11 protein-coding genes and 1 pseudogene are annotated in these 13,694 nt (G+C 74.1%); 4 read left to right on the top strand and 8 right to left on the bottom strand.

The features are described 5' to 3' along the window. Positions 1-3: 3 nt before the first annotated feature. The 5 genes from MTO91_RS04780 to typA all read right to left on the bottom strand — a co-directional run bounded on the left by MTO91_RS04780 (position 4) and on the right by typA (position 7,995). Positions 4-978 (bottom strand): ABC transporter permease, encoded by a 975-nt coding sequence (locus tag MTO91_RS04780; protein ID WP_062400437.1) that lies wholly within the window; start codon positions 976-978, stop codon positions 4-6. A 21-nt stretch (positions 979-999) separates the two neighbouring features. Continuing rightward, entirely contained in the window at positions 1,000-1,932 is a 933-nt protein-coding gene (locus MTO91_RS04775) for an ABC transporter permease (protein ID WP_062400435.1), read from the bottom strand. Positions 1,933-2,018: 86 nt separating this feature from the next. Next, positions 2,019-3,722, bottom strand: coding sequence for a peptide ABC transporter substrate-binding protein (locus tag MTO91_RS04770; protein WP_476653897.1), 1,704 nt, complete (start codon positions 3,720-3,722; stop codon positions 2,019-2,021). Positions 3,723-4,041: 319 nt separating this feature from the next. Next, the gene (locus MTO91_RS04765) at positions 4,042-5,901 is read right to left on the bottom strand and encodes an ABC transporter family substrate-binding protein (protein WP_476653896.1); all 1,860 of its coding nucleotides are present in this window, start codon (positions 5,899-5,901) and stop codon (positions 4,042-4,044) included. A 198-nt stretch (positions 5,902-6,099) separates the two neighbouring features. Continuing rightward, positions 6,100-7,995: a translational GTPase TypA gene (gene typA, locus MTO91_RS04760; protein WP_208819368.1), complete on the bottom strand. Its 1,896-nt coding sequence runs from the start codon at positions 7,993-7,995 to the stop codon at positions 6,100-6,102. Positions 7,996-8,119: 124 nt separating this feature from the next. On the opposite strand from typA, the gene MTO91_RS04755 reads away from it, so the two are divergent. Next, complete coding sequence (locus tag MTO91_RS04755) at positions 8,120-8,269, top strand: hypothetical protein (RefSeq protein ID WP_208819333.1); 150 nt, start codon at positions 8,120-8,122, stop codon at positions 8,267-8,269. Positions 8,270-8,524: 255 nt separating this feature from the next. Here the strand turns inward: MTO91_RS04755 and MTO91_RS04750 are convergent, their stop codons facing one another. Beyond that, complete coding sequence (locus MTO91_RS04750; RefSeq protein WP_476653895.1) at positions 8,525-9,517, bottom strand: hypothetical protein; 993 nt, start codon at positions 9,515-9,517, stop codon at positions 8,525-8,527. A 78-nt stretch (positions 9,518-9,595) separates the two neighbouring features. Continuing rightward, positions 9,596-10,423, bottom strand: a complete 828-nt coding sequence (locus tag MTO91_RS04745) for an NUDIX domain-containing protein (RefSeq protein ID WP_307799088.1) — start codon at positions 10,421-10,423, stop codon at positions 9,596-9,598. A 95-nt stretch (positions 10,424-10,518) separates the two neighbouring features. Here MTO91_RS04745 and MTO91_RS04740 point away from each other — a divergent pair, with 95 nt between their 5' ends. The 3 genes and pseudogenes from MTO91_RS04740 to MTO91_RS04730 all read left to right on the top strand — a co-directional run bounded on the left by MTO91_RS04740 (position 10,519) and on the right by MTO91_RS04730 (position 12,851). Next, positions 10,519-11,514 carry an ABC transporter ATP-binding protein gene (locus tag MTO91_RS04740; RefSeq protein WP_405419186.1) on the top strand — a complete coding sequence of 332 codons (996 nt, stop codon included), beginning with the start codon at positions 10,519-10,521 and terminating at the stop codon, positions 11,512-11,514. Continuing rightward, positions 11,511-12,122, top strand: a pseudogene (locus tag MTO91_RS04735) (ABC transporter permease); the annotation flags it as partial. The gene MTO91_RS04740 and the pseudogene MTO91_RS04735, both read left to right, overlap by 4 nt. Positions 12,123-12,551: 429 nt before the next feature. Further along, positions 12,552-12,851 (top strand): 4a-hydroxytetrahydrobiopterin dehydratase, encoded by a 300-nt coding sequence (locus tag MTO91_RS04730; RefSeq protein ID WP_062400425.1) that lies wholly within the window; start codon positions 12,552-12,554, stop codon positions 12,849-12,851. A 44-nt stretch (positions 12,852-12,895) separates the two neighbouring features. Here MTO91_RS04730 and MTO91_RS04725 read toward each other — a convergent pair whose 3' ends face one another. Then, the gene (locus MTO91_RS04725; RefSeq protein ID WP_251785737.1) at positions 12,896-13,693 is read right to left on the bottom strand and encodes a carbon-nitrogen hydrolase family protein; all 798 of its coding nucleotides are present in this window, start codon (positions 13,691-13,693) and stop codon (positions 12,896-12,898) included. Between the last annotated feature and the right edge of the window lies 1 nt (position 13,694).

The raw sequence follows: 13,694 nt of genomic DNA, 5'->3' as shown, positions 1-13,694 counted from the left end.
GGGTCAGTTCCTCCCGCGCAGCTTGGGGTCGAGGGCGTCGCGCAGGCCGTCGGCCACGAACGCGAAGCCCAGCGTGGTGATCGCGATGGCGGCGGACGGGAAGATCCACAGGAAGCTCTTGCCCGGCACCGACAGGTACTGGGAGGCCTGCGAGATCAACCGGCCCCACTCGGGGACGTCCGGCGGGACGCCGACGCCGAGGTAGGACAGGGTCGCCATCGCGACGACGACCACGCCGATCGAGGTGAACGAGTACACGAGCACCGGCGCCACGGCGTTGGGCAGGATGTGCCGGGTCAGGATCCGCCGGGTGCCCGCCCCGATCGAGCGGGCCGCCTCGACGTACTCGGCCTCCCGCAGGGCCAGCACCTGGCCGCGCATCAGCCGGGCGGTCGTCATCCAGCCCAGTGCCACGAGCGCGATGACGACCGGCAGCGTCCCGCCGCCGACCGCGCGGACGATCACCAGTGCGCCCACCAGCGGCGGGAACGCCAGGAAGATGTCGATGATCCGGGCGATGACCGCGTCCCAGGCGCCGCCCTTGAACCCGGCGAGCGCACCGAGCGTGAGCCCGAGGACGAGGGAGAAGAAGACCACGGACAGACCGACGATCATCGCCAGCCGGACGCCGTAGATGATCCCGGAGTACAGGTCGCGGCCGAGGACGTCGGTGCCGAAGAAGTGCGCCGACGACGGCGGCTGCAGGGTGTTGAGCAGGTTCTGCTCGAACGGGTCGTAGGGCGTCGAGAACGGCGAGATGATCGCCATGACGATCTCGAACGCGACGATGACCAGCCCGGCCATCGCGAGCTTGTTGCGGCGGTAGCGCCGCCAGATCTCGGCGAACTGGCCGTTGGACCGCGCGCGACGGGGACCGTCGGGCGCCGGTGTGACGGCCTCGGCGGGGTCGCCGCCCGGCAGTCCGAGCGCGGCGGCCGGATCGGTGGCCGGCGCGCCGGGGGTGGGTGGTGGGTTCATGCGAGGGATCGCCTCACTCAGTCAGCTCAGGCGGATGCGCGGGTCGAGGTAGGCGTAGAGGATGTCGACGAGCATGGAGAGCAGCACGTAGGCCACCACGCTGTAGACGACCACCGCCATGATGACCGGCGCGTTGTTGTTCGTGATCGCGCGGGCCAGCAGGAATCCGGCGCCGTTGTACTGGAACACCGTCTCGGTGACGATCGCGCCGCCGATGTAGGTGCCCAGGGTGAGCCCGACGAACGTGACGACGGGCAGCAGCGACGTCCGCATGGCGTGCCTGCCGATGACCGTCCGCTCGGACAGCCCCTTGGCGCGTGCGGTGCGGATGTAGTCGGCCTGCAGGACCTCCAGCATCGACCCCCGCATCAGCCGGGCGACGAACGCCGACTCGATGATCGCGAGGGTGAACGCGGGCAGGATCACGTCCCAGTACCAGGGCACCTCCTCGAGGAAGCTGCGCGGTACCGGCGGGAACGGCCCGACCCCGGAGACGTTCGCGACCAGGAAGATCGCGACGACGAACACCGGGACACCGATGCCGATGGTGGAGACGACGGTGACGAACACGTCCCAGAACGAGTAGCGGCGCACCGCGGCGATCACGCCGGCCGTCACCCCGAACAGGACGAGGAACAGCAGTGCCACGACGGCGAGCAGGATCGTGTTCGGGACGGTCTCGGCGAGAAGCTGGGAGACCGGGCGCCGCTGGTCGAAGTCGAGACCGAAGTCGCCGGTGACCATGTTGCCGAGGTAGTTCACGAACTGGACCGGCAGCGGCTGGTCGAGACCGAACTTGGCGCGGTTGATCGCGGCGACCTCGGGCGGGACGACCTTCTCCCCGGTGGAGGCGAAGGGGTCGCCGAGCGAGAACGTCGCGATGAAGATCAGGAACGCGGTGACGACGACGACCAGGATCCCCTGGAGCAGCCGCCGAAGGATGAATCTGCCCATGGAAGCACGGACTTTCGTGTGGTGGGAACGCCGCACGACGGCCCGCGTCCCGGGGTCACCGGGACGCGGGCCGCGTCAGCGGGACGTCACTTGAGGGTGATCGCGTCGAACGTCGGGTCCTCGGAGAAGTCCATGTTCACGTTGCCGAACTTCTCGGTGTTGACCAGGCGGGACTGCTGGCGGAACCAGAGCGGGATCAGCGCGAGGTCGTCGCCGATGGCGATCTTCTCGGCCCGCTTGTAGAGGTCGTTGCGGGCCGCCTCGTCCTGGGTCTGCGCGGCCTGCGCGAGCAGCTTGTCGAACTCCGGGTTGGAGTAGCGGCCACGGTTGTCGCCCTGGGCCGGCTCGCTCGGCGAGGCGGCACCGATCGACTGGGTGGCCAGCAGCGGGAACAGGTAGTTGCCCGGGGTCGGGTAGTCCGCGCTCCACGCCGCACGCCAGAGGCCGGAGGCCTCGGGCTGCTGCTCGTTGTCGAGCAGGTCACGGAACGGCACACCGGTGTAGGTGACCTTCAGCCCGAGGTTCTGCTCCAGCTGCTGCTTGACCGCCGCGGTCCACTCCTCGTGACCGGCACCGGTGTTGTACTGCAGCTTCACCTCGGTGCCGGGGGTGAGACCGGCCTGCTGCGCGAGCCGCTTCGCCTCGTCCGGGTTGTAGGTGCACGCGGCGCAGACGCCCGGGGTGTAGGCGTCCGGGAAGTTCGGCGGGATGAGCGCGTCGGCCGGCGAGGTCGAGTTCTGCAGCACACCCTGCACGATCGCGTTGCGGTCGATCGCCATCGAGACGGCCTTGCGGGCGTCCGCGCTGTTCAGCGGCGTGGTGGTGACCGAGACCAGCAGGTAGTTGTTGCCGTTGGTCTTCTTGTTCAGCCACTTGCCCTGAGGCTCGTAGGTCGACTTGGCCTGGTTCAGGACCGGGGTGGGCATGCGCGCCCAGTCGAACTGGCCGTTCTGGAAGCCGTTGTACTCGGCGGTGACGCCGCCGCCCTCACCGGACGGGACGATGGTGATCTCGACGGCGTCGAGGTTCGCCTTGGTCCCCGCGGTGTAGGCGTCGTTGCGGACCAGGCGGATGCCGCGGTCGTGCTGCCACGGGCCGTCCATCTTGAACGGGCCGTTGCCGACCGGCAGGTCGTTGTAGGTCTTGTTGTCCGCCGCGCCCGCGGTCGAGGGGACCGGGCTCAGCGCCGGGTGGTAGGTCCGCAGCTCGAACTCGCAGTCGGGCTTGGACAGCGTGACCTTGAGCTGGTTCGGGTTCGTCGCGTCCACGCCGGACAGCGCGTTGGCGGTCCCGGCCTGGATCTGGTCGTAGCCCTGGACCTCGTCCAGGTGGTACGAGACCTCCGACGCCGAGGCCTTGGCCGCGGTGCGCTCCCAGCCCCGCTTGAACGAGGTGGAGTTCAGCACCTCGCCGTTGGAGAACTTCTGGTCCGGCTTGAGGTCGAACACCCACTGCGTGCAGTTCTGGTTGGGCGTCCACTTCGACGCGACGCCGTCGTAGACGTCGCCGTTGGGCTTGACCCGGATCAGGCCCGTGAACAGGGCACGGTTCACCAGGGTCCCCTCGGACTCCTGGGTGTTGTACGGGTCGATCGCGGTCGGTTCGGTGATCGCCAGCCGGAACGTGCCGCCCGGCTTGCCGGGCACCTCCGACTGGTCAGGGGTCTCCTCGAACCCGGCGGCGGTGTTGCCGCTGCCCCCCGTGTTGCTCTGCTGGCTGCAGCCGGTGAGGACGAGCCCCACGACCGCGGTCAGGGCGATGGCCGAGGCGGCCGCCCTTCTTCCCCTCATCTGCCGTGCCTCTCGAGATGTCGTGGGTGCACGCCGTTGTCGCACCCGTCCGGGACGCGACGGACCGCCGGATGTGTGCCGGGGCCCGTCGGGAGGCACGCTAGGAATCGCGGCCCTCCAGCAGCGAGGTCCGACGCCGATCGTGGCGAAACGGTGACCATTGAACGGCGTAACGGGCTCGCAGCCGAACCGGACAGTAACAACGGGACCGTTGCGTCGCACAGCCCTCGATGCATGCCGAAACACAGTTGGTACTTACGTACCACTCGCCGTCACCGTGCAGCAGCGGAGTGCGTCCGAACGGACGCGTCCGACGGTGTCAGTTCGGGTCGTCGTCGCCGGTCGGGCGCTCGCCCGAGCCCTCCGGCTCGGCCCAGGTCCGGGCGCCCGACATCGGGCCGGTCGCGATCGGGCCGGGCGTGACCCGGGTGGCCGCGTCGGTCTGCGGGTTGCTGACGACCAGACCCTGCGCCTGGTACAGCGGCAGCGCGGGCAGCTGGCGCCACAGCACCCGCTCGGCCTCGGCGACGACGGCCGGGTCCGGGCTCTCGGCGACCAGCAGCTCGTCGAGCAGCGGCTGCAGGGCGGGGAAGCAGGCCACGCCCGGCAGCTCGCCGGGCACCGCGTCCGCGGGGCAGCCGTAGTCGGAGTCCAGTCGCGGCCCGATCGCACCGTAGGCGGCACGGGGTGCGACGAGCACGTCGACGGCGACCGGGGTCCCGGAGTCGGGGGAGCCGGACGTCGTCGGGGCGGCGGTCGTCGTGGTCGGGGCCGCCGGGGGCGTGGTGACCGGTGCGGCGCTGCCGCCGGGGACCGGGCCCGCACCCGGGGCGGGGGTGGTGGTCGGGGTCGGCGTCGTCGGGGCGACGCTCGGGTCGGTCAGCAGGTCCGGTGCCGACGGGGCGACGATCGTGGCGCCGATGCCGCCGGCCTTGAGCTGCTCGGCCACGACGCGGGCGACGTTCACGTCCTCGGTCCGCTCGGCCCCGGCGCCGATGACCACGCCGAGCGGGCGCCCGCCGAGGGTCCACCGGCCGTCCTGACCACGGACGTAGCCCGCCTCGGTGAACGCGGCCGCGGCCGCCGCCGCATCGGGTCGGCCGGGGGCGCCGGCGGGAGCGGTCGGCGCGTAGCCGGGGTCCGACGGGGCGGCGCCGAAGGCGTTCACGGCCACGGCGTCGGGGTTGACGCGCTTGCGGATCGCGTCGCGGTCCAGCAGCGCCGCGATGCCCTCGCGGACCCGGGGGTCGGCCAGCGGGCCGTCGGTGGTGCGGAACTCCAGCTGTTCGACGGCCGGGCGCGGCCCGCGCTGCACCGTCGGCGGCTTGGGGCCCCGGGCCAGGACGTCGAGGGCCTGGGTGATCTCCGGCCGGGCGTCGGGCAGGGCGAGGTCGACTCCCTGGCTCTCCAGCGCCGTCGGCAGGGTGTTCGCCGGGATGCGGCGCAGGATGATCTCGTCGACGACCGCGGCGGTCGCCCAGTACGGGTCGTTGCGGGCGAGCAGGACCTCGCCGCGGAGGCGGTCGACCTGCATCAGCCGGAACGGGCCGCCCGAGGCCGGCACCCCGCCCGCGAACGGGGCGGTCCAGCCGCCCGGCGCGTCCTTGAGCAGGTGCGCGGGCAGCAGGTTGCCGAACAGCTCCCGCCAGTGCGGGTAGGGCTCGCGGAACACGACGTCGACGGCCTTGCCCGCGGCACGCGAGCGCACGTCGGTGATCTCGCGGTAGCCCGCGGCGCCGATCGTGTTGGGCCGGCTGCGCATCTGCTGCCAGAGGTAGACGAAGTCCTCGGCGGCGATCGGGGCGCCGGTGGACCACCCGGCGTCGCGGTTGAGCTCGTAGCTGACGGTGAACGGGCTCTGCGAGGTGACCGTCGCGGACGTGGCGACGGTCGTGTCGAGCTGCGGCACGCCGCGGTCGTCGGGCCGGAACACCGACGGCAGCGTCATCGACGCGATCGCCGTGGTGACCGCCGACTGGTCCGACCGCAGGTGCGGGTTGAACCCGGGCCCGAGGTCGTCGACGCCGACCACCACCCGGGTGGGGGCGGTGACCGGCTCGGTCGGGCGGTTCGTCTCCGGCGGGGGTGCCGGCTGCGGGTCCGCCGCGCAGCCCGTCAGCGCCAGCAGGGCGACCAGCAGGAGCGCCGGGAGTGCCCGGAAGCGTCGACGTGCTCTCACGTCCGCAGTATCCCCACCGGGGCGGGCACGCCCGCCGGACGGGGTCCGGCGGGCGCCACCGCTCTGCTCACCGATACGCAGCAGGGCCGGGTGTCGGTGAGGCTTTGCCCTGCTCACCGATACGCAGCGGGGCCGGGTGTCGGTGAGGCTCTGCTCTGCTCACCGATACGCGGCACTGCAGCGAACGGGCCGTACGGGTCACTTCGTGGCGTTGGCCGCGGCCTTCGCGCGGGACCGGGCACGGGCCCGCAGGTTCGGGTCCAGCTCGATCTTGCGGATCCGGACGTTCTCCGGGGTGATCTCGACGCACTCGTCGGTCGCACAGAACTCCAGCGACTGCTCGAGGCTCAGGATCGTCGGCGGGATCAGCTTGACCAGCACGTCGGAGGTCGACGAGCGGATGTTGGTCAGCTTCTTCTCGCGGGTGATGTTGACCTCGAGATCCTCGTTGCGGGTGTACTCCCCGACGACCATCCCGCCGTAGACCAGCGTGGTCGGCCCGACGAACAGCGTGCCGCGGTCGGCGAGCTGGTCGATCGCGTACGGGGTGACCGGCCCGGAACGGTCCGAGATCAGCGAGCCCTTGTTCCGGGTGCGGATCTCGCCGACCCAGGGGCCGTAGCCGTCGAAGACGTGGCTGGCGATGCCCGCGCCGCGGGTGATCGTCAGGAACTCGGTGCGGAAGCCGATCAGGCCGCGGGACGGGACGCGGAACTCCATCCGGACCCGGCCGTCGCCGTGCACCATGTCGCCCATCTCGCCCTTGCGGGCGGCGAGCAGCTGGGTGACGGCGCCGAGGCTGTCCTCGGGCACGTCCACCGACAGCTGCTCGAACGGCTCGTGCAGCGTGCCGTCGACGGTCTTGGTGACCACCTGCGGCCGGCCGACGGTCAGCTCGAAGCCCTCGCGGCGCATGGTCTCGACCAGGATCGCCAGCGCGAGCTCGCCGCGGCCCTGGACCTCCCAGGCGTCGGGGCGCTCGGTCGGCAGCACGCGGATGGACACGTTGCCGACCAGCTCGGCGTCGAGCCGGCCCTTCACCAGGCGGGCGGTCAGCTTCTTGCCCGGGTGCGGGTCGCGGCCGGCCAGCGGCGAGGTGTTGGTGCCGATCGTCATCGAGATGGCGGGCTCGTCGACGTGGATGCGCGGCAGCGCGACCGGGGACTCCGGGTCGGCGAGGGTGTCGCCGATGGTGACCTCGGCGATGCCCGCGACGGCGACCAGGTCACCGGCGCGCGCCTCGTCGGCGGGGACGCGGGTCAGCGCCTCGGTGCGCAGCAGCTCGGTGATCTTCACCCGGGGCGTGGTCCCGTCCTCGCGGCACCAGGCGACCTGCTGGCCGCGGCGCAGCACGCCGGCGCGGACGCGACACAGCGCGATGCGGCCCAGGAAGCTGGACGCGTCGAGGTTCGTGACGTGCGCCTGCAGCGGGGCGTCGACGTCGTCGGCGGGCGGCGGGACGACGTCGAGCAGGGTCTCGATGAGCGGCTCGAGGTTGTCGGAGTCCGGGAGCTCGCCGTCGGCCGGACGGATCCGCGAGGCCTTGCCGGCGCGGCCGGACGCGTAGACGACCGGGAGGTCGAGCAGGTGGGCGGTGACCGACTCGTCGAGCTCCAGCTCGTCGGCCAGCTCCAGCAGCAGCTCGAGGGACTCGTCGACGACCTCGGCGATCCGGGCGTCGCCGCGGTCGGTCTTGTTGACCACGAGCATGACGGGCAGACCGGCGGTCAGGGTCTTGCGGAGCACGAAGCGGGTCTGCGGCAGCGGGCCCTCGGAGGCGTCGACCAGCAGCACCACGCCGTCGACCATGGACAGGCCGCGCTCGACCTCGCCGCCGAAGTCGGCGTGGCCGGGGGTGTCGACGACGTTGATCGTCGTGCCGTGCCAGTTCACCGCCGTGTGCTTGGCGAGGATCGTGATGCCCTTCTCGCGCTCCAGGTCGTTGGAGTCCATGACCCGGTCGACGAGCTCGGCGCGCTCGGCGAAGGCACCGGACTGGCGGAGCATCGCGTCGACGAGCGTGGTCTTGCCGTGGTCGACGTGCGCGACGATCGCGACGTTGCGCAGCTCGGGTCGACCGGCCCGATCGGGCACGGCGTCGCTCTCGAGCGAGGAACGAGCGTCGAGGGCCGAGGCGGAACGAGGGATGGTCACACCTCAACGGTATCCGCTGCAAGTCCTTCACCCCGCCCCGGGCGCAGGTTAGCCTGACCTCATCATGAGCAAGGTCAAGAAGAAGTGCTGCCGGTCCAAGCCGAAGCGGTGCAAGAGCTGTCCGGTCGTCGCACTGCGGCTGCGCAAGGCGGGTGCGGACGATCTGAGCGGCAAGGCACTCACCCGCGCGATCAAGATCGCGCGCATCTACTGAACGGACGTATGACCCGCTGACCTGCGACGACGTCGCACTGCGGGGTGCGTGCGCACCGCCTGTCCGGCAGGAGGGCGGCAGGCCGGTCGACGTCGTCCGGCAGGTCCGGGTCGTCGTGCGCCCGGACCCCGGACCGGCCTTCATGATCACCCCGTACGCTGCGACGACGCGTCCGCTGCGCGGTGCCGGCATGGCCGGAATCACAGTCGTCCGAGTGGTCCGGTGACACCGTGTGTGGTGGCGTTCGCCGGTCGTTCACCCCGCGGCCCGCCCCGCGGTACCGCCGGGCCCCGCCGGGTGCCCGGTGACCGCCTCGCGGAGGCGGTCCAGGAGCTCGTCGGGGCACCGGAGCTCCGCCGGTTCGACGACGAGCGTCCGCCACCCGTGCCGGCGCAGCACCGCCCGCCGCCACGCGGGGCCGCAGCCGTCGGCGCCGGTCCCGGGGTCGACCGGGTCGTGTACCTCGACCGCCAGCCGGGCCGCGGGGAACGCGAGGTCGAGCAGCACCCCGGCCACGGTGACGTCGGTGCGCCAGGCCCGCACCCCCCTCCGGGCGAGCAGCGCCCGCAGCCCGTGCCGGGCCCGGACGGCGCCCCGGCGCGACGCCTCCGCCAGCATCCGGCCGACCGGACCCGACCCGTGCGCACCGAGGTTGCGGGCGTGCGCCTCGACCAGCTCGGCCGCACCGACGGAGCCCGTGGTGAGCACGTGGTCGAGCAGCGCGTCCCCGGGGACCGACGGATCGGCCGCGGCCTCCAGCACCGCGGCCGCGGGACGGGCGACGACCGCCCCGTCGTGGGTGACGACGTCGCGCGGGTCCAGGTCCCGGCGTCGGACGAGGACCCCCGCCCGCGACCGCGGAGCCCGCCGGCGCGGCACGGTGACCGTGACGACCGCGGGTGCCGACGGGATCAGCCCCCACCACCAGGCCGCGGCGGCCCCGGTCAGCACGGCGTCCTCCCCCGCCCAGAGTGCGGCGGCGCGGACCCGGCACCGTTCGCTCGGCGGGTGGGCGGTGTGCCGGTACACGCGGGGGTGCACGGGGATCCAGCGCCGGGCGGCGAGCCTGCGGTCGACCTGGTCGGTCGACAGGCCGTGGGCCAGCGCCTGCGCCCGGGTGACCAGGCCGTCCTGCGCGGCGACGAGCCGGGCGAGCGGGTCGGTGCCGCGCGACGTGCGGCGGCGGGCCGCCCCGTGCGTGGCGGTCGGGAGGACGGACGGGACGGGGGCGGTGGTGTTCCGGTTCATGCGGCTTGGACGACGCCCGGCCCGGATCGGTTCCACCGATCCGGCGGTGATCGTCGTTCCGGCACCGGGGACCGCGCGTCAGGTCCGCAGCAGGTCCACCAGCTCGGCGACGACGGCCCGGTCGGCGTCGAGCCAGCCCAGCGCCGCCACCTCGTGCGGCCCCACCCAGCGCAGCGCCCGGTGCTCGCGGGCCTCCGGCTCCGGGGAACCGGCCGCCGCCCGGGCGGTGTGGATCCGCAGCACGCGTCGCCCGATCGGCAGGTCGGTGCCCAGCCGCTCCCCGACCACCACCCGGGCGCCCAGCTCCTCGGCGCACTCCCGGACCAGCGCCTGCTGCTCGCTCTCGCCGTCCTCGACGCCACCGCCGGGCAGCTCCCAGCGTCCGGCCAGCTCGGCCGGGTAGGAGCGCTGGGCGACGAGCAGCCTGCCGTCGCGGACGATCGCCGCTCCCACGACCACCCCGGCCCGGCCCAGCTCCGCGACCCGCTCGGCGAGCACGTCACGGCGGGCCCGGAGCAGCCGCGCCCCGTAGTGGCGCAGCACCGGGTCGGAGAGGCGGCCGAGCACACCGAGGGGCGGCTCCCAGGTGAGCTCGTCGTGGACGTGGCTGCCGCCGCCGTCCGCGGGCGTGACCCGGGTCGAGTGCCGCAGCACCGCCGCGGGCCCCGCCGCCAGCTCCGACCACAACCCGTCGGCCCCGGCGCGGGTGATCCGGGTCCGGCAGGCGGGGAACCCGCCGGGCAGCGCGACCCGGATCTCGTCCCCGGCCACGAGCAGCGCCGACGGCGCGGTGAACCGGGCTCCCACCCGCGCGACCGCGCGGGCCGAGGGGGCGGACTCACGCAGCACCCCCGCGACGAGTCGGGGCGGTCCGTCCACATGATGGTCCAGGCTCAGCACCGGCACACCGCTGATCCTCGCAGCCGGACCCGCACCCGGCCGGGCCGACCGATCTCGCCGAAACGGCCCGCTCGCGGCGCCGCACGGTCACGCTGGGTCCCGTGTACCGGACGTCCGCCCCCGCCGACTCCCCCGAGCCGACCGCCGCACCCCGCCCACCGGCCGTGCGCGCGATCGGCCTGTCCCGCGGTTTCGGCGCGGTGCGCGCGGTCGACGGGGTGGACCTCGACGTGCCGATGGGCGCGGTCCTCGGGCTGCTCGGCCCCAACGGCGCGGGCAAGACGACGCTCATGCGGATGCTGCTCGGGCTGCTCGCCCCCACCGACGGCGAGGTCGAGCTGCTCGGACGGCGGCTGCCGTACCGCGCGTCGGAGGTGCTGCCGCACGTCGGAGCCCTGGTCGACGCGCCCGCGCTGCACCCGCACCGCACCGGCCGGCAGAACCTCCTGCGGGCCGCGGCCGCCGAACCGCTGCTGGACTCGGCACGGATCCCGGCCGCCGTCGACGCCGTGCTGCGCCGGGTCGGGCTCGCCGAGGCGGCCGACCGCCGCGCCGGTGAGTACTCCTCGGGGATGCGGCGGCGCCTCGGTCTGGCTGTGCCGCTGCTGACCCGGCGACGTCTGGTCGTGCTCGACGAGCCGACCGACGGGCTGGACCCGGCGGGGACCCGCGAGGTGCGCCGGCTGATCGCGGAGATGAACGCCGCGGGCGCGACGGTGATCGTCAGCTCGCACCTGCTCGGGGAGATCGAGGCGACCTGCAGCCACGTCGCGGTGCTCCGGGCCGGGCGCCTGCTGTGCGCCGGCCCGCTCGACGAGCTCGTCGACTCCGGCCCGTCGGCGCTGGTGGTGACGACGCCGGACGGCGAGCGCGCCGTCGCGGCCCTGCTGGCCCGGGGCATCGACGCCGAGCCGGGAGCCCGGGACCGGGTGTTCGTGCCGGCCGGGCCCGCCGCGCCGGACGTCGTCGCGACGCTGGTGCACGCGGGTGTCGCCGTGCACGGGGTGACCCGGCCCGCCGCCCGGCTGGAGGAGTTCTTCGCCCGGCTCACCGAGGAGCCGTCCCCGGCGGGTGCCGGGTACGGAGCGGGACGGTGAGCGCGGGCGTGCGTCCCGAGCACACCCGGGGCACCGCGGCTCCCCGGCCCGACGACGACTGGGCCGCCGCCCCCCTCCCCCGGACCGGACCGTCCCCCTCGGAGGCACCGGCACCGGCACGGGTGCGGTCCGCGGGCTCGCGCTCCGGCCCCACGGCCGGCCGGGCGGCACGCCGCCCCACCTCGGCGCCCTTCGGCCGGCTGCTCCGCTCGGAGCTGGAGCTGGCCCTGCTGCGTCCGCGCACCGCGGTCGTCCTCGCGGCGGCCGCGCTGGTGCCGCTGCTGGCGACGATCGCGCTCGCCACCGACGCCGGCCGCCTGTCCTTCGCACTCGGGACCCTGACGGTCGCCCTGTCCGAACCCGCGGCGTTCGCGCTCGGGATGCCCGTCGTGCTCGTGGCGGCCGACGCGTTCGCCGCGGAGCGGGCCCGCGGGACCCTCGACGCGTTGCGGCTGTCCCCCGTCGGCCCGGGACGGCTGCTCGGGCTCAAGGCCGCCGCGGTCGCGGTGACCTCGCTGCTCGCCGCGGCGACGACGGTCGTCTCCGCCCTGGTCTGCGGCGGCCTCGCCCTGGGTTCCGGCCCGTTCGGGGCGGGCGCCACCGTGGCCCGGGCCCTGGTGCTCACCGGCTGGGCCGCGGTGCAGCTGTGCGGGCTGGGGATGCTGCTGCTGGCGATGTCGGCGCTGGTCCGGCGCCCCGCCGGGGTGGTCGCGACCGGTCTGGCCGCGCTGACCGTCGCGCCCCTGGCGACCGTGCTGTGGGAGCCGATCGCGCCGGTCCTGCCGTCCGGGCACTGGCACGAGGTCCTGGCCGGGATCCTCGCGGTGCCCGCCGACCCGTCGGCCCTGTGGGCGACCACGGCGCGGGCGGCCGGCTTCGCCGTCGCCGGGGCGGGTGCCGTGGTCTTCGCCCTGACCCGCCGCGACGGCTGAACGCTCCCGGCCGGCCGCCGCTCCACCGGGAGCGGGCTGCTCCACCGGGAGGATTCGGACACCCTCCACCGCGACGGGGTGCGCCGTCTGCGCCACGATGGGGCGATGCCCACCCCGACGCTGACCGACGCCGAGATCGCCGACGCCCTGCAGAAGCTGCCCGGTTGGGACCGCGACGGCGACTCCATCGTCCGCACCGCCACCCTGCCCGACTTCGAGGCCGCGATCGCGGTGGTGGACCGGGTCGCCGAGGACGCCGAGGCCGCCGACCACCACCCGGACATCGACATCCGCTACGCCACGCTGACGTTCCGGCTGTCCACGCACTCCGAGGGCGGGCTGACCGCGAAGGACGTCGACCTCGCCGCGCAGATCTCCGACCGCCTCAGCACCGCGGGCGGCTGAGCCGCCCCGGGCGGCCGCCGCACCGCCGAACGGCCGGACGCGGCTCAGAACCGCCGGTTGGCCAGCACCGGGATCTGCTCGCGCACGGCCGTGGCCGCCGCCGGGTCCACGTCGACCACGAGCAGCCCGGGCTCGGCGCCGAGTGCGTCGACGACCTCGCCGCGCGGGCCGGCGACCAGGCTGTACCCGATCCCGGTCGGCGCCTTGCCGTGCTCGCGGCCGACCGTCGTCGGGTCGGCCTGGTCGCACGCGACGACGAACGAACCGGTGTCCAGCGCACGGGCCCGCACCAGCAGCTCCCACTGCTCGCGCTTGCCCGGTCCCGTGCCCCAGGACGCGGGGACCAGCAGCACGGTGGCGCCGTCGTCGGCGAGGCGCTGGTACAGGCCGGGGAAGCGCACGTCGTAGCAGGTGGACAGGCCGACCGTGACCGGCTCGTCACCGCCCACCCCGACCACGACCGGCTCGGTGCCGGGCTCGACGGTGTCGGACTCGGCGAAGCCGAACGCGTCGAACATGTGGATCTTGTCGTAGTGGGTGTCGACGCCGCCGCCGGTGGCGAGCAGCGTGTTGCGGACCCGGCCGTCCCCGGACGGGGTGAACATCCCCGCGACGACGGTGGTCCCGGCCGCCGCGGCGACCTCGCGGACCCGCGTCGCCCACGGTCCGTCCAGCGGCTGCGCGACCGGGCCGAGCGCGACCCCGAAGCAGCACATGGTGGCCTCGGGGAACAGCACGAGCTGCGCGCCGGCGTCGGCGGCCGCGCGGGTGCGGCGCTCCACCTCGGCGAGGTTCTCCTCGGGATCCGGGGTGGACACGATCTGGGCGAGGGCGATCCGCATG

This window comes from Pseudonocardia sp. 2-7 (genome assembly GCF_056341085.1).
This window is presented reverse-complemented; position numbering and strand designations above follow the sequence as displayed.